This is a genomic window from Burkholderia sp. AU16482, assembly GCF_002223285.1.
GTDB classification, from domain to species: Bacteria; Pseudomonadota; Gammaproteobacteria; order Burkholderiales; family Burkholderiaceae; genus Burkholderia; species Burkholderia semiarida.
In genome coordinates this window covers 594,385-612,672 of record NZ_NKEY01000006.1, presented here as the reverse complement: position 1 = coordinate 612,672, position 18,288 = coordinate 594,385, and the positions used below count along the sequence as shown (strand labels likewise).

The window sequence follows — 18,288 nt, the reverse complement described above, 5'->3', positions numbered from 1 at the left end:
CACCTTGGCGTCACACGTTGCGCAGCATCTCCAACAGCCGGTGAATGTCCGGGCTGTCTAGGTCGCCTTCTGGTTCCTTGCGCGCGAGGAGCAAGTCCATCAGGTCGTTGTCGCTCAGATCGAGCAGGCGCGACAACGCGCCTACGTCTGCATCGGTGAGGTCATGCTCGTATCGGCTGAAGAAACGCTCGAATACGATGTCGTTTTCCAGCAGACCCCGCCGCGCGCGCCAGCGCAGGCGCGCGCGGCGGTGCGGGTCGGATTGATGCGATTCGTCGCTCATCAAACTTTATACCGCGCGCCGAACCATCAGTTCCTTGATCTTGCCGATCGCCTTCGTCGGGTTCAAGCCCTTCGGGCAAACGTCGACGCAGTTCATGATCGTATGGCAACGGAACAGACGGTACGGGTCTTCCAGGTTGTCGAGACGCTCGCCGGTGGCGGTGTCGCGGCTGTCCGCGATGAAGCGGTAAGCCTGCAGCAGGCCGGCCGGGCCGACGAACTTGTCCGGGTTCCACCAGAAGCTCGGGCACGACGTCGAGCAGCTCGCGCACAGAATGCACTCGTACACGCCGTCGAGCTCGTCGCGCTCTTCCGGCGACTGGAGGCGTTCCTTCTCCGGCGGCGGCGCGTCGTTGATCAGGTACGGCTTGATCGAGTGGTACTGGTTGAAGAAGTGCGTCATGTCGACGATCAGGTCGCGCACGACGGGCAGGCCCGGCAGCGGGCGCAGCACGATCTTGTGCGGCAGGTCGTTCAGGTTCGTCAGGCACGCGAGACCGTTCTTGCCGTTGATGTTCATCGCGTCCGAACCGCACACGCCTTCGCGGCACGAACGGCGGAACGACAGCGTCTCGTCCAGTGCCTTCAGCTTGACCAGTGCGTCGAGCAGCATGCGCTCATGCTGGATCTCGAGCTCGTACGTCTGCATGCGCGGCGCTGCGTCCTTGTCCGGATCGTAGCGGTAGACTTCAAAAATGCGTTTTGCCATTTCGGATTCCTTTGACTCGGCTTAGAACGTGCGCGGCTTCGGCGGCACGGAATCGACCGTCAGCGGCTTCATTTGAACCGGCTTGTAGTCGAGGCGGTCGCCTTCGCTGTACCACAGCGTGTGGCGCAGCCAGTTCTCGTCGTCGCGGTGTTCGTAGTCGCTGTGCGCGTGCGCGCCGCGGCTTTCCTTGCGCGCCTCCGCCGACACCATCGTTGCGCGGGCCACTTCGATCAGGTTCTCCAGCTCGAGCGCTTCGACGCGCGCGGTGTTGAACACCTTCGACTTGTCCTTCAGGTGGATGTTTTCCACGCGCGCCTTCAGGCCGGCCATCTGGTCGACGCCTTCCTTCAGCAGCGCCGACGTGCGGAACACGCCTGCGTGCTTCTGCATCGTCGCGCGGATGTCGTTCGCGACGTCCTGCGTGTACTCGCCCGAGCTCGACTTGTCGAGCTTGTTCAGGCGCGCGAGCGAGAACTCGCCCGCATCCGCCGGCAGCGGCTTGTGTTCCTTCTGGTTCTTCACGTGCTGGACGATGTGGTTGCCGGCCGCGCGGCCGAACACCACGAGGTCCAGCAGCGAGTTCGTGCCGAGACGGTTCGCGCCGTGCACCGACACGCACGAGCATTCGCCCACTGCGTAGAAGCCGTTGACCGGTTCCTTGTGATCGCGCGACGTGCCGACGACCTGACCGTGGATGTTGGTCGGGATGCCGCCCATCTGGTAGTGGATCGTCGGGACGACCGGGATCGGCTCCTTGATCGCGTCGACGTTCGCGAACTTCAGCGCGATTTCGCGGATCGACGGCAGACGCTTCATGATCGTCTCGGCGCCGATGTGCGACAGGTCGAGCAGCACGTGATCCTTGTTCGGACCGACGCCGCGGCCTTCCTTGATTTCCTGGTCCATCGAACGCGACACGAAGTCACGCGGCGCCAGATCCTTCAGCGTCGGTGCGTAGCGTTCCATGAAGCGCTCGCCGTTCGCGTTGCGCAGGATGCCGCCTTCGCCGCGCACGCCTTCGGTGATCAGCACGCCCGCGCCGGCCACGCCGGTCGGGTGGAACTGCCAGAACTCCATGTCCTGCAGCGCGATGCCCGAGCGGGCCGCCATGCCGAGGCCGTCGCCGGTGTTGATGAACGCGTTCGTCGATGCCGCGAAGATCCGGCCTGCGCCGCCCGTCGCGAACAGCGTCGTCTTGCCTTCCATGATGTAGACGTCGCCCGTCTCCATCTCGAGGGCCGTCACGCCGAGTACGTCGCCGTCCGCGTCGCGGATCAGGTCGAGCGCCATCCATTCGACGAAGAACTGCGTCTTCGCCTCGACGTTCTGCTGGTACAGCGTGTGCAGCAGCGCGTGACCGGTACGGTCGGCGGCCGCGCAAGCGCGCTGGACCGGCTTCTCGCCGTAGTTCGCGGTATGGCCGCCGAACGGACGCTGGTAGATCGTGCCGTCCGCGTTACGGTCGAACGGCATGCCGAAGTGCTCGAGTTCGTACACGACGTTCGGCGCTTCGCGGCACATGAACTCGATCGCGTCCTGGTCGCCGAGCCAGTCGGAACCCTTGATCGTGTCGTAAAAGTGGTAGTGCCAGTTGTCTTCGCTCATGTTGCCGAGCGACGCGCCGATCCCGCCTTGCGCGGCCACCGTGTGCGAACGGGTCGGGAACACCTTCGACAGCACGCCGACCGACAGGCCCGCGCGCGACAGTTGCAGCGCCGCGCGCAAGCCGGAGCCGCCCGCGCCGACGATCACGACGTCAAACTTGCGGCGCGGGAGGGAAGTTTTGATTGCAGCCATTCTTTACACTCTCCAGAGAATCTGCGCGGCGTAGCCCGCACATGCGAGCAGCCAGACGATGGTCAGCGATTGCAGCAGCAGGCGCACACCGACGGGCTTCACGTAGTCCATCCAGATGTCGCGCACGCCGACCCATGCGTGGTAGAAGAGGGAAAGCAGCATCACGAAGGTCGCGAGCTTCATCCATTGCGCGGCGAAGATCGATGCCCAGCCTTCGTACGAAAAATCGTGCGCGCCGAAGAACAGGACGAGCAGAATGACCGTGTAGACCGCCATGATCGTGGCGGTGACGCGCTGCGCGAGCCAGTCGCGCAGGCCGTAGTGTGCGCCGACGACGAGGCGCTTCGAGCCGATTCGGTTGTTGGCTGCCATTTTCTTAGAATGCTCCGAACAGTTTGAGTGCCATGGCGATCGTCAGCGCGATCGAGACGACAAAGACGACGACGGCCGTCCGCTTGCCGCCTTCCTTCGAGACGGCGTCATGGTTGACGTCCATCAGCAGGTGGCGAATGCCGGCGCAGAAATGGTGGAAGAAGGCCCACGACAACGCGAGGACGATCAGCTTGACGACGATGTTGGAGAGGAAAGCCTTGAAGACTTCGAAGCTGAGCTCGGAGGTGAGGCTCTGGTCGAAGAGGAACAGCAGGAACGGCAGGAACAGGAACAGCAGCGCGCCGCTGACTCGGTGGAGAATCGACAGTATCGCCGCCAGCGGCATGCGATACTTCAACGTGATGTCGCCGATTCCGATGTTCCGGTATTCCGGCCTCGGCTTTCTTACTGCGTCAGTCATGCTAGACCCCTACTATGTTGTCACACTAATCCGCGATTTTAGCGCCTTTTTATATCGCGCTGCAGCGAAAGTCTGCTCTGGATAATTGCGCGAACACGAACAAAGGCGGCCCGAAACGTGCTTCGCGAGCGTGGGAAACGCGAATGCACGCGGCTGAACCGAACGTCGTCAGCTCAAGTCATTCTGATAGTAGTACCCGGTTGTGACATACCAGCCGCGGCGCACTTCCACCGGCCGATCCCCGTACGTATAGGACACGCGCTCGACCGACAGCAGCGGGAAACCGGCCGGCACGTGCAGCAGGTCGGCCACCGCCGGATCCGCCGCGACCGCGCGGATCTTCTCCGTCGCGCGGATCATCCGCGTACCGAACTCCGTCTCGAACATCGCGTAGAGCGGCCCCTTGTATTCGCTCAACCGCTCGAACGTCAGCCCGCGGAACATCGCGCCCGGCAGCCAGATCTCGTCGAGCACCGTCACTTCGCCGTCGAATTCCAGCAGGCGGCGCACCTGCACGACGGGGTCGGCGGGCTTCAGGTCCAGCTGCCGTGCGATCTCGGCCGGCGCGCGCAGGCGCCGGCATTCGAGCAGACGGCTCACGTGCGGGTGCTCGGCGCCGTCGTCGGCCAGCAGACGCAGAAAGCGGAATTGCGCGCGATCCTCGTTGTGCGTTGCAACAAAAGTACCCTTGCCCTGCCGCCTGACCACCAGGTTTTCGGCGGCCAGCTCGTCGATCGCCTTGCGAACGGTGCCCTGGCTGACCTTGTAACGGGCCGCGAGCTCCACTTCGCTCGGGATGATCTCGCCCGGCTTCCATTCGCCGGATTCGAGACTCTGCGTGATCAACGACTTGATCTGCTGGTATAACGGGCTGAACGTCGGCGACGCGGCCGCCGCGGGCGAAGCCGCGGGATCGCCCGCGCCCGGCTGCCCTGGGCCGCCTGCGCCGGTCTGATTCGCGGTGTTCGCCTGGTTCGATGTCATGGCGCGCATTTCATCACAAACCGCACTTTTTCGTCCACTCAATTTCCGCAAAACATCTGTCTTATATAAGACATATGATACCGTTTGACTTTGCGCGTGACGGCTCCTACACTCCCGGTCGAGCAAGGGTTCGCGGGTGCAACAGCGCGTCCCCGGCTACGTGCCACGGCCGTCTCCAGGTTCACCGCGTCCGCCATCGCGAGTCCTCCGCCCTGCTTCAATGCAACGCTACGCACAACGCGCATAGAATGGCGTTTTCGCTCGCGTCCAACGCTTCACCCGTCCTGGAGATTTTCAATGGCTAAGCCCGCAAAGCGCGTTGCCGTCACCGGCGCCGCAGGTCAAATCGCTTACTCCCTGCTGTTCCGCATCGCGAACGGCGACCTGCTCGGCAAGGACCAGCCGGTCATCCTGCAACTGCTCGACCTCCCGCAAGCCCAAGCCGCCGTCAAAGGCGTCGTGATGGAACTCGACGATTGCGCGTTCCCGCTGCTCGCGGGCGTCGTGATCACCGACGATCCGAAGGTCGCGTTCAAGGATGCCGACGTCGCGCTGCTGGTCGGCGCACGTCCGCGCTCGAAGGGCATGGAGCGCAAGGACCTGCTGTCGGCGAACGCCGAAATCTTCACGGTCCAGGGCGCCGCGCTGAACGAAGTCGCGAGCCGCGACGTGAAGGTGCTGGTCGTCGGCAACCCGGCGAACACGAACGCGTACATCGCGATGAAGTCGGCGCCGGATCTGCCGAAGAAGAACTTCACGGCCATGCTGCGCCTCGACCACAACCGCGCGCTGTCGCAGCTCGCCGCCAAGTCGGGCAAGCCGGTCGCGTCGATCGAGAAGCTCGCCGTGTGGGGCAACCACTCGCCGACGATGTACCCGGACTTCCGCTTCGCGACCGCCGAAGGCGAATCGCTGCTGAAGCTGATCAACGACGACGTGTGGAACCGCGACACGTTCATCCCGACCGTCGGCAAGCGCGGCGCGGCGATCATCGAAGCGCGCGGCCTGTCGTCGGCAGCGTCGGCGGCGAACGCGGCGATCGACCACGTGCGTGACTGGGTGCTCGGCACGAACGGCAAGTGGGTCACGATGGGCATCCCGTCGGACGGCTCGTACGGCATCCCCGAAGACATCATCTACGGCGTGCCGGTCACCTGCGAAAACGGCGAATACAAGCGCGTCGAGGGCCTGGAAATCGACGCGTTCTCGCGCGAGAAGATGGACGGCACGCTGGCCGAGCTGCTCGAAGAGCGCGACGGCGTCGCCCACCTGCTGAAGAACTAAGCATCACGCATCGGGCCGGGCGGCCTTCGGGCGCCCGGCTTCGGCGCGGGCCGGCATGCCGCCGGCCCGCGCCGAGCGATCCGATTCGCGCACGTTTTGCCGCCTCGCGCCACCTCTCGCCGGCCCAGAACCTGCCCGAATCCGATTTTCTCCACGTTGACCCGCTTCCCTGACGTAGAAGAGATGGCCGCGCTCACTCCTGCACAAGTGCTCTACGACGGGGCGTCCCCGCCCGCGATCCTGCCCTGCTGCGATCACTACGCGGGCAGCGAGAAGCTGATGCGCAAGTCGCTCGCACTGCAGGCCGAGCTGGGTCCCGTGTTCGACCTCACGCTCGACTGCGAGGACGGCGCGGCCGTCGGCCAGGAAGCCGCGCACGCGGCGCTCGTGGCCGACCTGCTCGGCAGCGCCGAGAACCGCTTCGGCCGCGTCGGCGTGCGCATCCACGACTTTTCCCACCCGCACTGGCGCGACGACGTGCGCATCGTGCTGCGCGCGGCGCGCGTACCGGCCTACATCACGCTGCCGAAGATCGCGAACGCCGCCGACGCGGCCGAAATGACCGCGTTCATCGAAGGCACGCGCCGCGAGCTCGGCATCGCGCAACCGATCCCTGTCGACGTGCTGGTCGAAACGCACGGCGCGCTCGCGCAGGCGGCCGCCCTCGCCGCGCTGCCGACGGTCGGCACGCTGAGCTTCGGGCTGATGGATTTCGTCTCCGCGCACCACGGCGCGATCCCCGACTCCGCGATGCGCTCGCCCGGCCAGTTCGATCACCCGCTCGTGCGCCGCGCGAAGCTGGAAATCGCCGCGGCCTGTCACGCACACGGCAAAACATCGTCACACAATGTGACGACCGAGGTGCGCGACATGGCTGTCGTCGCCGGCGATGCGCGCCGCGCGCGCGACGAATTCGCCTTCACGCGGATGTGGAGCATTCACCCCGCGCAGATCCGCCCGATCGTCGACGCGTTCGCCCCGCGCACCGACGAAGTCACGCTGGCCGCCGAGATCCTGCTGGCCGCGCAGGCCGCCGACTGGGGCCCGACGCGCCACGGCGATACGCTGCACGATCGCGCGAGTTATCGTTATTACTGGTCGGTGCTGCGCCGTGCGCGGGCCACCGGCCAGCCCGTACCGTCCGAGGCCGCGCCGCTGTTCGGCCCGGCCGCCGCGGGCGTCGCGCATTGAGTGCGCGCCGCCGGCCGAGTCACGCGTTGCATGCATCCGCCGGCACGCGAGCCGGCAGACGTTTGCGAAACGACAAAAAACGTAACGGAGCCCGAAAACCTGATATATGCGCGGCCAAATAGGTGAAAATAGCGGCCGCTGCGCGCTTTCGGGGCGCGTGCAGTTTCAAACCGGCCGGCAGTGTCGATTGCCGGCCCTTGTCAACTGATTATCGAAAGGTTCTGACTCCATGAAGAAACTCCTGATCGCTACCGCCATCGGCGCCTTGTCCGCCACGATGCTGGTGTCGGCTCCGAGCGCGTTTGCCCAGGGTACGGCCACCACGACCGCCAAGAAGGCAGCGGCCAAGCGCCCGGCGCCGGCCAAGCGCATCATCCCGCGCAGCAAGAAGGCGCAGGCGCGCGCGGCCGCCAAGGTCGATCCGGTGCCGGAAGGCGCGGTCAAGTGGTCCTGCAAGGAAGGTCTGTCGTTCGATCTCGCCGGCGACATGAAGCGCGACCAGGTCGTCACGGTTCACTGGGCGAAGAAGAACTACAAGCTGCCGCGCCAGACCACGACGACGGGCGCCGACACGTTCTACGATCCGGCAGCAGGCTTCAAGCTGGTCGTGATCCCGACCAAGGCGATGCTGTTCTCCGACGCGAACGGCGGCGAGCGCCTCGCGGACGAGTGCGTGACGCCGGAAATGGCGCAAGGCGGCGCAGCGCCGACGCAGGCGAACGAACTGAAGCCGGCAACGAACTAAGCGCGCGTTTTTCCGCTCTCGGCCCCTCGATGTCCGCCCCGGTCTCCAACGTCCGCCCTGCTCCGGATACGGTACTCGTCGACATCGTCGACTACGTGCTGAACACCGGCATCGACAGCGCGCTCGCGCTGGAGACGGCGCGTCATTGCCTGATCGACACGCTCGGATGCGGACTCGAGGCGCTGTCCTACCCTGCCTGCACCAAGCTGCTCGGCCCCGTCGTGCCCGGCACGATCGTGCCGAACGGCGCGAAGGTGCCCGGCACGTCCTTCCAGCTCGATCCCGTCCAGGCTGCGTTCGGCATCGGCGCGATGATCCGCTGGCTGGACTTCAACGACACCTGGCTCGCCGCCGAATGGGGTCATCCGTCCGACAACCTCGGCGGGATCCTGGCGACGGCCGACTGGCTCTCCCGCACGGCCCGCGCGGCCGGCCGCAAGCCGCTCGCGATGCGCGACGTGCTGGTCGCGATGATCCAGGCCCACGAGATCCAGGGCTGCCTTGCCCTCGAGAATTCGTTCAACGCGGTCGGGCTCGACCACGTGCTGCTCGTGAAGGTCGCGTCGACGGCCGTCGTCGGGCGCCTGCTCGGGCTTACGCGCGACGAGCTGATCAACGCGGTCTCCAACGCGTTCGTCGACGGCCACGCGCTGCGTACCTACCGCCATGCGCCGAACACCGGTTCGCGCAAATCCTGGGCGGCCGGCGACGCCACGTCCCGCGCGGTGCGCCTCGCGCTGATCGCGAAAACGGGTGAAATGGGCTATCCGTCGGCGCTCACCGCGAAGACCTGGGGCTTCTACGACGTGCTGTTCGACGGCAAGCCGTTCCGCTTCCAGCGCCCGTACGGCACGTACGTGATGGAAAACGTGCTGTTCAAGATCGCGTTCCCCGCCGAATTCCATGCGCAGACGGCCGCCGAGGCCGCGCTGCTGCTGCACGCGCGGCTCGCCGCGGCGGGCCGCACGACCGACGACATCGGCCGGATCACGATCCGCACACACGCGGCCGCGATCCGCATCATCGACAAGCAGGGCCCGCTCGCCAATCCGGCCGATCGCGACCACTGCATCCAGTACATGGTCGCCGTGCCGCTGCTGTTCGGCCGGCTGACCGCGGCCGACTACGAAGACTCGGCCGCGGCGGACCCGCGCATCGACGCGCTGCGCGCGAAGACCGTGTGCGTCGAGGATCCGCAATTCACGAAGGATTATCACGATCCGGACAAGCGATCGATCGCGAATGCGCTGACGATCGAGTTCACGGACGGATCGAAGCTTGCCGAAGTGGCGGTCGAGTACCCGCTCGGCCATCGGCGGCGCCGTGCGGACGGCATCCCGCTGCTGGTCGAGAAGTTCAGGACCAACCTCGCCCGCCGCTTTCCGGCCAAGCAGCAACAAGCGATTCTCGACGTGTCGCTGGACCAGGCAAAGCTCGAAGCGATGCCGGTCGATGAGTACGTCGATCTGTATATGATCTAGCCGTCAGATACAGGACTCTTTGTTTCCTAGCCTCAAACCCAGGAAAATCACCATGGCCCACAATCTCCACAAGACCCTCAAGGAATTCGACAGCGGTTCCGGCAAAGGCAAGTTCTACTCGCTGCCGCAGCTCGGCAAGGAACTGAAGACGAAGATCGAACGCCTGCCGGTGTCGATCCGCATCGTGCTCGAGTCCGTGCTGCGCAACTACGACGGCAAGAAAATCACCGAAGAGCACATCGAGCAGCTCGCGAACTGGAAGCCGACCGCGAAGCGCGTCGACGAGATTCCGTTCGTCGTGTCGCGCGTCGTGCTGCAGGATTTCACGGGCGTGCCGCTGCTCGCCGACATCGCGGCCATGCGCGGCGTCGCCGAGCGCACGGGCAAGAATCCGAAGAAGATCGAGCCGCTGGTCCCGGTCGATCTCGTCGTCGACCACTCGGTCCAGATCGACTACTTCCGCCAGAAGGACGCGCTCGACCTGAACATGAAGCTGGAATTCCAGCGCAACAACGAGCGCTACCAGTTCATGAAGTGGGGCATGCAGGCGTTCGACACGTTCAAGGTCGTGCCGCCGGGCGTGGGCATCGTCCACCAGGTGAACCTCGAATACCTCGCGCGCGGCGTCCACAAGAAGACGGACGGCGCCGACACCGTGTACTACCCGGACACCCTCGTCGGCACGGACAGCCACACGACGATGATCAACGGCATCGGCGTGGTCGGCTGGGGCGTGGGCGGCATCGAGGCGGAAGCCGGCATGCTCGGCCAGCCGGTGTACTTCCTGACGCCGGACGTCGTCGGCGTCGAGCTGAAGGGCAAGCTGCGCGAAGGCGTGACGGCCACCGACCTCGTGCTGACGATCACGGAAATGCTGCGCAAGGAGAAGGTCGTCGGCAAGTTCGTCGAATTCTTCGGCGAAGGCACGCGCTCGCTGTCGCTGCCGGACCGCGCGACGATCGGCAACATGGCGCCGGAATACGGCGCGACGATGGGCTTCTTCCCGGTCGACGAAAAGACGATCGAGTACTTCGAAGGCACGGGCCGCACGAAGGCCGAAATCGCCGCGTTCGAAAACTACTTCAAGGCGCAGAATCTGTTCGGCATTCCGAAGGCCGGCGACATCGACTACACGAAGACGGTGACGCTCGACCTCGCGACGGTCGCGCCGTCGCTGGCGGGCCCGAAGCGCCCGCAGGACCGCATCGAGATCGGCCACGTGAAGTCGACGTTCACCGACCTGTTCTCGAAGCCGGTCGCGGAAAACGGCTTCGCGAAGAAGGCGGAAGACCTGAACACGCAGTACACGACGAGCAACGGCGTCGACGTGAAGAACGGCGACGTGCTGATCGCCGCGATCACGTCGTGCACGAACACGTCGAACCCGAGCGTGCTGCTGGCGGCGGGCCTGCTCGCGAAGAAGGCGGTCGAGGCCGGCCTCACGGTCGATCCGAAGATCAAGACCTCGCTCGCGCCGGGATCGCGCATCGTCACCGAATACCTGACGAAGACGGGCCTGCTGCCCTACCTGTCGAAGCTCGGCTTCGAAGTCGCGGCGTACGGCTGCACGACCTGTATCGGCAACGCGGGCGACCTGACGCCGGAGCTGAACGAAGCGATCACGAAGAACGACATCGTCGCGGCGGCCGTGCTGTCGGGCAACCGTAACTTCGAAGCGCGCATCCACCCGAACATCCGCGCGAACTTCCTCGCGTCGCCGCCGCTTGTCGTCGCGTACGCGATCGCCGGCAACATCACGCGCGACCTGATGACCGAGCCGGTCGGCAAGGGCAAGGGCGGCCGCGACATCTACCTCGGCGACATCTGGCCGACGAGCGACGAGATCCACGCGCTGCTCAAGTTCGCGCTCGATCCGAAGAAGTTCGAGGACAACTACTCGAAGCTGACCAAGAAGGGCGACCTCTGGAGCAAGATCGAGGGCGAAACGGGCGAGGTCTACGACTGGCCGAAATCGACGTACATCGCCGAGCCGCCGTTCTTCGGCAACGACTTCTCGATGGAACCGGCCGCGTCGATCCCGACCGTCAAGGGCGCGCGCGCGCTGGGCATCTTCGGCGATTCGGTCACGACCGACCACATCAGCCCGGCAGGCTCGATCAAGGAAGATTCGCCGGCCGGCAAGTGGCTGAAGGAAAACGGCGTGCAGAAGGCCGACTTCAACAGCTACGGCTCGCGCCGCGGCAACCACGACGTGATGATGCGCGGCACGTTCGCGAACGTCCGGATCAAGAACCTGATGATCCCGGCGAAGCCGGACGGCACGCGCGTCGAAGGCGGCCTGACGATCCACCAGCCGAGCGGCGAACAGCAGTCGATCTACGACGCGGCGATGCGGTACGTCGCCGCCGGCACGCCCACCGTCGTGTTCGCGGGCGAGGAGTACGGCACGGGCTCGTCGCGCGACTGGGCCGCGAAGGGCACGCAGTTGCTCGGCGTGAAGGCCGTGATCGCACGCAGCTTCGAGCGCATCCACCGCTCGAACCTGGTCGGCATGGGCGTGCTGCCGCTGCAGTTCAAGGGCGCGGACAGCGTCCAGTCGCTCGGCATCACCGGCGAAGAGACGTACGACATCGAAGGCCTCGGCGACGACTTCAAGCCGCAGCAGGACGTCACGCTCGTGATCCATCGCAAGAACGGCGAAACGCAGCGCGTGCCGGTGCTGCTGCGCATCGATACGCCGATCGAAGTCGACTACTACAAGCACGGCGGGATCCTGCCGTTCGTGCTGCGCTCGCTGCTCGCAGCGTAAGCGCTGCCTGTTGCAGGTGCCGCAGCCGCCTCGCGGGCGGTTGCGGCCGATTTGGATGCCCGACCTCGTGTCGGGCTTTTTTTCGCCGGTGCTCGATGTGGCCTTACGCCGCCTTGTCGCCGCGCGCCTTCGCGGCCGCCCCTCGCGCGTTCTTCTTCAAATGCATGCGGTTGTATTCGATTGCCGCACGCACGAGGTGCTTCAAGGCCCGCTTGTCGATCTCGTCGCCTTCGACAAAATCGATCGCGCGACGCGCGTTCCCTTCGAGGCCCGCATTGAATAGCCCGTCGGGATCGGGCAGGTGCGCGCCGTGCATGAACGTCAGCTTCACCTTGCCCTTGTGCGCGTTCGCGACCGCGATCATCCCGTCGCACGACCACACGGGGCTGCCCATCCACTTCCATTCCTCGACGATGCCCGCTTGCGCATCGAGGATCGCCTGGCGCAGGTCGGCGAGCGTCTCGCTGCGCCAGTCGGCGATGCCGGCGATCAGCGCGTCGATGCGCTCGGACGGTTGCAGCTCGTTGGCACGCGTACTCATGCGCGGGCCTCCGTTTGCGCGTCGGGGCGCGCCAGCACCTGTTCGAGCGCGTCGAGGAACCGTACCCAGCCGTACTGCGCGCCGCGATACGCCTGCTCCTGATCGGGCCGGAAGCCGACCTGCTCCATGCGCAGGCGCGTGCCGGCCGGCGTCGGCGTGAGTGTCCACGTCACGACGCTTTCGAGGCCGTGGGCCGCCCACGTATAGGACAGCGCGCGGTGCGGCTCGATCGTGAGGACCGTGCAGTCGACCGAGCCCCAGTCCGCCCGGAAGCTGAACGCCCGGCCCGCGACGGGCTCGAAGTCGCTCTTCATCAGCCACGCCTCGATCAGGTGCGGTTGGGTGAGCGCGCGCCAGATCTTCTCCGGCGGATGGGGCAGCTCCCGGTCGACGACGACGGAGCGTGTTTCGGTAGTGGCTTGGTTCATTACTGATCCATCCTTTTGAGCAGATCTTCAAGGGCATCGAACCGGCTCCGCCAGAAGCCCGCCATCTGGCTCGTCCAGTCGATCAACGGGGCCAGCGCCTGCGGCTGCGCGCTGTAGTGCGTCTGCCGGCCTTCGTGACGGTCGTTCACGAGCCCGGCCTGCTTCAGTACGCCAAGGTGCTTCGACACGGCCGGCTGCGACACGCCCGCATCGGCCGTGAGCGCGGCAACCGTCAGCTCGCCCTCCGCGCACAGCCGCTCGAAAAGCGCGCGGCGCGTCGGATCGGCGAGTGTCCGGAAAAGCGTGTCGTGTGCATTCTGCATATCGGTCACAATTCATAACTCTGTGGTTATGAATTCAAGAATATCCGCTGATCGGCTCGAGTCAAGGCGAGATTTCGCGAACGGCGCCGTTCGATTCGGCGCACGCATCGCTCGGTCGCGCCGGCACGCGGCCTTCGTCGAATTCGAGACTCTCCTCTAATCCGCAGTCGCGCCACGCGATCCGAAAGCCGCCTGCAAGACTGCCCGGCGCGCTGTTCCACAGTTCGGGAAACATCCGGGCTCCACCGGCCCCGTCGTTGTGCATGCGCGCGTCCGTTCCTGACGAGTCGCTTCCAATGACCACATAGTGCGATACGGCGCGCAGCCATTGACACGCACACGCCATGCATCCATGCGGCACGCCCTTCCGAGACCGCGCACATTCCGATGCTGCAACGAACGGCTCGTGTGTGCGAGCGACGCGCGTTGCTGCGCCGTCGTACCGCAAACCGGTTCGCTCACCGGGCCCACCATCGCCGTCGCGTACGACGCCGCGCGTGCCCGCCATGCGTCCGGTTGTCAGAACTGACAGCTATGGAAACTGGCAGCTACCCGAACGGCATCGACGCCCTACGCTCGTCACCGCTCGCGGCCCCACAAGGGCCGGGGGTTCCAGTAACGTCGCCTCTCCTAAAAAAGGACTCCCGATGAAAAGGAACGCCTGGTTTGCCCTTCCCCTTCCGTCGCCCCGCCGCCTGGCGTGCGTGGCTCCGCTCGTGTTCGCCGCCGCTGCGGCGCATGCGGCGACGGATTGGGTCGATACCCATACGAAAGCCTTTCTGACCGGCCCGCAGTTGATGGCGCGCAGTGCGGCGCCGTCGCTCGAACTCGCGGCCGGCGAGACGACCAACGTCGTCGTCAGCCTGAAGCTGCGCAACGCCGCGCAGCTCAAGCAGCTGGCGCGCGACGTGAACCGGCCCGGCAGCGCGCATTACCGCCAGTACCTGACGCACGAGCAGTTCCTCGCGGACTACGCGCCGACCGATGCGCAGGTGAAGTCGGTCGTCGACTATCTGCACAAGAGCGGCTTCACGAATGTCGAGGTCGCGCCGAACCGCCTGCTGGTCTCCGCCAGCGGCACGGCCGGCACGGTGAAGACGGCCTTCAACACGTCGCTCGTGCACTTCCAGTACGCGGGCCGCTCGGGTTTCGCGAACACGTCGACCGCGCAGGTGCCGCGCGCACTCGGCGACGTCGTCGGCTCGGTGCTCGGGCTGCAAAGCGTCGCGCGGGCGCGGCCGATGCTGCGCATCGGCAACGTCGCGAAGCCGCAGGCGCTCGCGACCGGCACGGCGACGGGCCACTATCCGAAGGAATTCCCGGGCCTCTACAACGCGACCGGCGTGCCGACCGCCGCCGGCGTGACCGTCGGCATCATCACGATCGGCGGCGTGTCGCAGACGCTGCAGGACCTGAAGCAGTTCACGTCGAGCAACGGCTACGGCACGGTCTCCACGCAGACCGTCAAGACCAACGGCACGGGCGGCAGCTACGCCGACGACCAGGACGGCCAGGGCGAATGGGATCTCGACAGCCAGTCGATCGTCGGCTCGGCCGGCGGCCAGGTCGGCAAGCTGGTGTTCTACATGGCCGATCTGAACGCCGCCGGCAACACCGGCCTCACGCAGGCGTTCAACCGCGCGGTGTCGGACAACACCGCGAAGGTGATCAACGTCTCGCTCGGCTGGTGCGAAACCGATGCGGACGCGGACGGCACGCTCGACGCCGAGGAACAGATCTTCACGACGGCAGCCGCGCAAGGCCAGACGTTCTCGGTATCGTCGGGCGACGAAGGCGTGTACGAGTGCAACAACCGCGGCTATCCGGACGGCTCGAACTACACGGTGTCGTGGCCGGCTTCGTCGCCGCACGTGCTCGCGATCGGCGGCACGACGCTGTACACGACGTCGGCCGGTGCGTTCTCGAACGAGACCGTGTGGAACGAAGGGCTCGATTCGAACGGCAAGCTGTGGGCAACGGGCGGCGGCGTCAGCTCGATCCTGCCCGCGCCGTCGTGGCAATCGGGCAGCAATCGCCGGTTGCCGGACGTCGCGTTCGATGCCGCGCAAAGCACGGGCGCGTACATCTACAACTACGGCCAGTTGCAGCAGATCGGCGGCACGAGTCTCGCCGCACCGATCTTCACGGGCTTCTGGGCGCGGCTGCTCGCGGCGAACGGCACGGGCCTCGGCTTCCCGGCCGGCAACTTCTATGCGGACATTCCGTCGCATCCGTCGCTCGTGCGCTATGACGTCGTGTCGGGCAACAACGGCTATCAGGGGTATGGCTACAAGGCCGGCACCGGTTGGGATCTGACGACCGGGTTCGGCAGCCTGAACATCGCGAACCTCAACCAGCTGATCAAGTCGGGCGGCTTCTGAGCGATGCATGAAAGCCGGCGCGCGGCGATGGCTTGCCGCGCGCCGGCGGTGACCGTGCCGCGCGCTACTCCGCCGCCGGCTCCTTCACACGCTCCGACACGACCGGCGCGCCGGTCCGATGCGACGGCGCGAACAGCCGCAGCCCGCTCGCGACGCTCGCCGCGCCCGCGAACCCCGCACCGAGCATCAACGCAAGCGTCGGCCCGTGGCGGCCCGCGATCCCGAACGACAATGCAACCAGCGCCGCGCCCGTCGCCTGCCCGATCAGCCGCGCGGTCGCGATGATCCCGCTCGCACCGCCGCTGCGTTCGGGCGGCGCACTCGACATCAGCGCCTTCAGGTTCGGCGACTGGAAGAAGCCGAAGCCCGCGCCGCACAGCATCATCCGCCAGCCGATGTCGACGACGCCCGGCGACGCCGGCAGCGCGGCGAGCGACACCATCCCCGCACTCAGCAACGCGAGGCCGATCGCGCCGAGCAGCCCGGGCGGATAACGATCCGACAGCCGCCCCGCGATCGGCGCGGCGAGCGCGACGACCGCCGACCACGGCGTCATCAGGAAGCCCGTTTCGACCGCGCTGCGATGCAGGACGGTTTCGAAATAGAACGGCAGCGACACGAACGCAAGCCCCTGCGCGGCGAACGCGCACACGGCGGTCAGCGCGGACAGCGTGAACACGGGCCGGCGGAACAGGTCGACCGGCAGCATCGGCGCCGGGTGCCCGGCCTGGCGGCGGATCAGCAGCCAGCCGAACGCGAACGCCACCGCGGCCGCCGCGCACACGACGGAGCGCGGCCCGCGCTGCGCGAATTCGCCGAGCGCGAAGATCAGCGATGCGAACGTGATCACGTTGAACAGCGCGGCGACCGGATCGAATACATGCTTGCCGCGCGCCGTCCGCGGCAGCGACGGAATCGCCACGGCGAGCGCGAACACGCCGAGCGGCACGTTCACCGCGAACAGCCACGGCCATGCGGCCACCGAGAGAATCAGCGACGCGATCGTCGGCCCCACCGCGAACGACACGCCGACGACGAGCGCGTTGAAGCCGACGCCGCGCCCGAGCCGGTGCGCGGGAAACAGGCCGCGGATCAGCGCGACGTTCACGCTCATGATCGCGCTCGCGCCGAAGCCCTGCACGATGCGCGCGGCGGTCAGCATCGGCAGCGTCGCCGCGAGCGAACAACCGAGCGACGCCAGCGTGAACACCGCCAGCCCCGCGACATACACGCGCTTGTGGCCGACGATGTCGCCGAGCGACGCGAACGGCAGCAGCGTCGCGACCATCGCGAGCTGGTACGCGTTGATGATCCACACGGACGCGGCCGGCGACGCGTGCAGGTCGGCGGCGATCGCGGGCAGCGCGGTGTTCGCGATCGCGGTGTCGAGCGTCGCGAGCGCGACGGCCAGCAGCACGGCGGACATCGCGCGCCAGTTGACGGCCGGCTCGTGCACGCCGGCGGGGGAAGCGAATTCGGACAAGATGGGCTCGGCTGACGAGCGACGCGCGGCGTCGCGGATTGAGCGGCGCGGCGCCGGACGCTCCGTGCAGCAGCACGGGAACGCGCGGCACCCCGAGCCGTATTGTTGCAGAGCCGCATCGAACGTGCAGGCGGCCGCCTCGTCAGTCAGCGAAACGAAAGATTCGGCGCGCCGCGGCGGGCGCGCGGCATCGATGCAGACGCAACGACCCGCGCACTCGCGGCCCCGCCGGACGGCACGCGGCCGGCCGCCGCCATTTACGACACCGCACGCCGCGCATTGCGGCCGCGCAGCCATTCGAGCGCGAGCAGCAAACTCGTCGAGAAAACGATCAGGATCGTCGCGAGCGCGGCGATCGTCGGGCTGATGTTCTCGCGAATGCCCGTGAACATCTGGCGCGGCAGCGTCGTCTGGTCCGCGCCCGCGAGAAACAGCGTGACGACCACTTCGTCGAACGACGTCGCGAACGCGAACAGCGCGCCCGACATCACGCCCGGCGCGATCACCGGCAGCGTCACGCGGAAGAAGGTCGACACCGGGTTCGCGCCGAGCGACAGGCTCGCGCGCACGAGATTCTGGTTGAAGCCCTGCAGCGTCGCGGCCACCGTCGTCACGACGAACGGCACACCGAGCGCCGCGTGCGCGGCGATCAGCCCCGTGTAGGTATTCGCGAGCCCGAGCGGCGCGAAGAACAGGTACATGCCGACGCCGACCACGACGACGGGCACGATCATCGGCGACAGCAGCACGGCCATCAGCAGCGCCTTGCCGCGGAAGTCGGCCTTCGTCAGGCCGATGGCCGCGAGCGTGCCGAGCACGGTCGCGACGACGGTCGCCGACGGCGCGACGATGAAACTGTTCTTCGCGGCCATCCGCCACTCGTCCGACGCGATCAGGTTCTCGTACCAGCGCGTGGAAAAGCCTGGAATCGGATACACGAGAAACGTGCTCGACGAGAACGACAGCGGCACGATCGCGAGCACCGGCAGGATCAGGTACAGCAGCGTCAGCACGACGAGCACGCGCAACGCGACGTACCACGCGCGCTCAACGAACGACATGTGCGGCGCGAACAGCGGCCTGGCGAGTTTCATGG

17 protein-coding genes are annotated in these 18,288 nt (G+C 66.4%); 6 read left to right on the top strand and 11 right to left on the bottom strand.

Annotation, left to right across the window (positions count from 1 at the left end; genetic code table 11):
- Positions 1–10: 10 nt before the first annotated feature.
- From CFB35_RS20110 to CFB35_RS20085, 6 genes are all read right to left on the bottom strand, one after another.
- Positions 11–283, bottom strand: a complete 273-nt coding sequence (locus CFB35_RS20110; RefSeq protein ID WP_059582797.1) for a succinate dehydrogenase assembly factor 2 — start codon at positions 281–283, stop codon at positions 11–13.
- A 6-nt stretch (positions 284–289) separates the two neighbouring features.
- Positions 290–991, bottom strand: a complete 702-nt coding sequence (locus tag CFB35_RS20105) for a succinate dehydrogenase iron-sulfur subunit (RefSeq protein ID WP_059582800.1) — start codon at positions 989–991, stop codon at positions 290–292.
- Positions 992–1,012: 21 nt separating this feature from the next.
- The gene (gene sdhA, locus CFB35_RS20100) at positions 1,013–2,788 is read right to left on the bottom strand and encodes a succinate dehydrogenase flavoprotein subunit (protein ID WP_059582803.1); all 1,776 of its coding nucleotides are present in this window, start codon (positions 2,786–2,788) and stop codon (positions 1,013–1,015) included.
- Positions 2,789–2,791: 3 nt separating this feature from the next.
- Positions 2,792–3,160 (bottom strand): succinate dehydrogenase, hydrophobic membrane anchor protein, encoded by a 369-nt coding sequence (sdhD, locus tag CFB35_RS20095; RefSeq protein ID WP_006487767.1) that lies wholly within the window; start codon positions 3,158–3,160, stop codon positions 2,792–2,794.
- A gap of 4 nt (positions 3,161–3,164) precedes the next feature.
- Positions 3,165–3,581, bottom strand: a complete 417-nt coding sequence (sdhC, locus tag CFB35_RS20090; RefSeq protein WP_059582807.1) for a succinate dehydrogenase, cytochrome b556 subunit — start codon at positions 3,579–3,581, stop codon at positions 3,165–3,167.
- A 168-nt stretch (positions 3,582–3,749) separates the two neighbouring features.
- Positions 3,750–4,565 (bottom strand): GntR family transcriptional regulator, encoded by an 816-nt coding sequence (locus CFB35_RS20085; RefSeq protein WP_059583137.1) that lies wholly within the window; start codon positions 4,563–4,565, stop codon positions 3,750–3,752.
- 297 nt (positions 4,566–4,862) lie between these two features.
- Between CFB35_RS20085 and CFB35_RS20080 the strand changes: the two genes are divergently transcribed.
- The 5 genes from CFB35_RS20080 to acnA all read left to right on the top strand — a co-directional run bounded on the left by CFB35_RS20080 (position 4,863) and on the right by acnA (position 12,036).
- Positions 4,863–5,849 carry a malate dehydrogenase gene (locus CFB35_RS20080; protein WP_006487742.1) on the top strand — a complete coding sequence of 329 codons (987 nt, stop codon included), beginning with the start codon at positions 4,863–4,865 and terminating at the stop codon, positions 5,847–5,849.
- 183 nt (positions 5,850–6,032) lie between these two features.
- Positions 6,033–7,040 carry a CoA ester lyase gene (locus CFB35_RS20075; RefSeq protein WP_089465486.1) on the top strand — a complete coding sequence of 336 codons (1,008 nt, stop codon included), beginning with the start codon at positions 6,033–6,035 and terminating at the stop codon, positions 7,038–7,040.
- Positions 7,041–7,269: 229 nt separating this feature from the next.
- On the top strand, positions 7,270–7,785 hold the full coding sequence (locus tag CFB35_RS20070; protein WP_059582813.1) for a hypothetical protein: 516 nt from the start codon (positions 7,270–7,272) through the stop codon (positions 7,783–7,785).
- A 29-nt stretch (positions 7,786–7,814) separates the two neighbouring features.
- Positions 7,815–9,266 (top strand): bifunctional 2-methylcitrate dehydratase/aconitate hydratase, encoded by a 1,452-nt coding sequence (locus CFB35_RS20065; RefSeq protein ID WP_059582817.1) that lies wholly within the window; start codon positions 7,815–7,817, stop codon positions 9,264–9,266.
- Between the two features lie 52 nt (positions 9,267–9,318).
- A complete protein-coding gene (acnA, locus tag CFB35_RS20060; protein ID WP_059582818.1) occupies positions 9,319–12,036 on the top strand; it encodes an aconitate hydratase AcnA in 2,718 nt (905 codons plus the stop codon).
- A 103-nt stretch (positions 12,037–12,139) separates the two neighbouring features.
- Here the strand turns inward: acnA and CFB35_RS20055 are convergent, their stop codons facing one another.
- The 3 genes from CFB35_RS20055 to CFB35_RS20045 are packed head-to-tail and all read right to left on the bottom strand — an operon-like array spanning position 12,140 to position 13,328.
- The gene (locus tag CFB35_RS20055; protein ID WP_089465485.1) at positions 12,140–12,577 is read right to left on the bottom strand and encodes a DUF1801 domain-containing protein; all 438 of its coding nucleotides are present in this window, start codon (positions 12,575–12,577) and stop codon (positions 12,140–12,142) included.
- Positions 12,574–13,005, bottom strand: a complete 432-nt coding sequence (locus CFB35_RS20050; protein WP_059582822.1) for an SRPBCC domain-containing protein — start codon at positions 13,003–13,005, stop codon at positions 12,574–12,576. Before CFB35_RS20050 ends, CFB35_RS20055 begins: the two co-directional genes overlap by 4 nt.
- On the bottom strand, positions 13,005–13,328 hold the full coding sequence (locus tag CFB35_RS20045) for a helix-turn-helix transcriptional regulator (protein WP_059582824.1): 324 nt from the start codon (positions 13,326–13,328) through the stop codon (positions 13,005–13,007). The genes CFB35_RS20050 and CFB35_RS20045 overlap by 1 nt, the downstream gene beginning before the upstream one ends.
- 647 nt (positions 13,329–13,975) lie before the next feature.
- On the opposite strand from CFB35_RS20045, the gene CFB35_RS20035 reads away from it, so the two are divergent.
- Positions 13,976–15,709, top strand: coding sequence for a protease pro-enzyme activation domain-containing protein (locus tag CFB35_RS20035; protein ID WP_089465484.1), 1,734 nt, complete (start codon positions 13,976–13,978; stop codon positions 15,707–15,709).
- A 64-nt stretch (positions 15,710–15,773) separates the two neighbouring features.
- Here CFB35_RS20035 and CFB35_RS20030 read toward each other — a convergent pair whose 3' ends face one another.
- Together CFB35_RS20030 and CFB35_RS20025 are read right to left on the bottom strand one after the other, a co-directional pair.
- On the bottom strand, positions 15,774–17,192 hold the full coding sequence (locus tag CFB35_RS20030) for an MFS transporter (RefSeq protein WP_089465483.1): 1,419 nt from the start codon (positions 17,190–17,192) through the stop codon (positions 15,774–15,776).
- Between the two features lie 257 nt (positions 17,193–17,449).
- The gene (locus CFB35_RS20025) at positions 17,450–18,286 is read right to left on the bottom strand and encodes an ABC transporter permease (RefSeq protein WP_089465772.1); all 837 of its coding nucleotides are present in this window, start codon (positions 18,284–18,286) and stop codon (positions 17,450–17,452) included.
- Positions 18,287–18,288: the final 2 nt, after the last annotated feature.

Coding starts and splice junctions, on each gene's coding strand:
- sdhC (WP_059582807.1), bottom strand. CDS start 3,581: ATGACTGACGCAGTAAGAAAGCCGAGGCCGGAATACCGGAACATCGGA.
- CFB35_RS20075 (WP_089465486.1), top strand. CDS start 6,033: ATGGCCGCGCTCACTCCTGCACAAGTGCTCTACGACGGGGCGTCCCCG.
- CFB35_RS20085 (WP_059583137.1), bottom strand. CDS start 4,565: ATGACATCGAACCAGGCGAACACCGCGAATCAGACCGGCGCAGGCGGC.
- sdhA (WP_059582803.1), bottom strand. CDS start 2,788: ATGGCTGCAATCAAAACTTCCCTCCCGCGCCGCAAGTTTGACGTCGTG.
- CFB35_RS20105 (WP_059582800.1), bottom strand. CDS start 991: ATGGCAAAACGCATTTTTGAAGTCTACCGCTACGATCCGGACAAGGAC.
- CFB35_RS20080 (WP_006487742.1), top strand. CDS start 4,863: ATGGCTAAGCCCGCAAAGCGCGTTGCCGTCACCGGCGCCGCAGGTCAA.
- CFB35_RS20055 (WP_089465485.1), bottom strand. CDS start 12,577: ATGAGTACGCGTGCCAACGAGCTGCAACCGTCCGAGCGCATCGACGCG.
- sdhD (WP_006487767.1), bottom strand. CDS start 3,160: ATGGCAGCCAACAACCGAATCGGCTCGAAGCGCCTCGTCGTCGGCGCA.
- CFB35_RS20070 (WP_059582813.1), top strand. CDS start 7,270: ATGAAGAAACTCCTGATCGCTACCGCCATCGGCGCCTTGTCCGCCACG.
- CFB35_RS20025 (WP_089465772.1), bottom strand. CDS start 18,286: ATGAAACTCGCCAGGCCGCTGTTCGCGCCGCACATGTCGTTCGTTGAG.
- CFB35_RS20110 (WP_059582797.1), bottom strand. CDS start 283: ATGAGCGACGAATCGCATCAATCCGACCCGCACCGCCGCGCGCGCCTG.
- acnA (WP_059582818.1), top strand. CDS start 9,319: ATGGCCCACAATCTCCACAAGACCCTCAAGGAATTCGACAGCGGTTCC.
- CFB35_RS20045 (WP_059582824.1), bottom strand. CDS start 13,328: ATGCAGAATGCACACGACACGCTTTTCCGGACACTCGCCGATCCGACG.
- CFB35_RS20065 (WP_059582817.1), top strand. CDS start 7,815: ATGTCCGCCCCGGTCTCCAACGTCCGCCCTGCTCCGGATACGGTACTC.
- CFB35_RS20035 (WP_089465484.1), top strand. CDS start 13,976: ATGAAAAGGAACGCCTGGTTTGCCCTTCCCCTTCCGTCGCCCCGCCGC.
- CFB35_RS20050 (WP_059582822.1), bottom strand. CDS start 13,005: ATGAACCAAGCCACTACCGAAACACGCTCCGTCGTCGTCGACCGGGAG.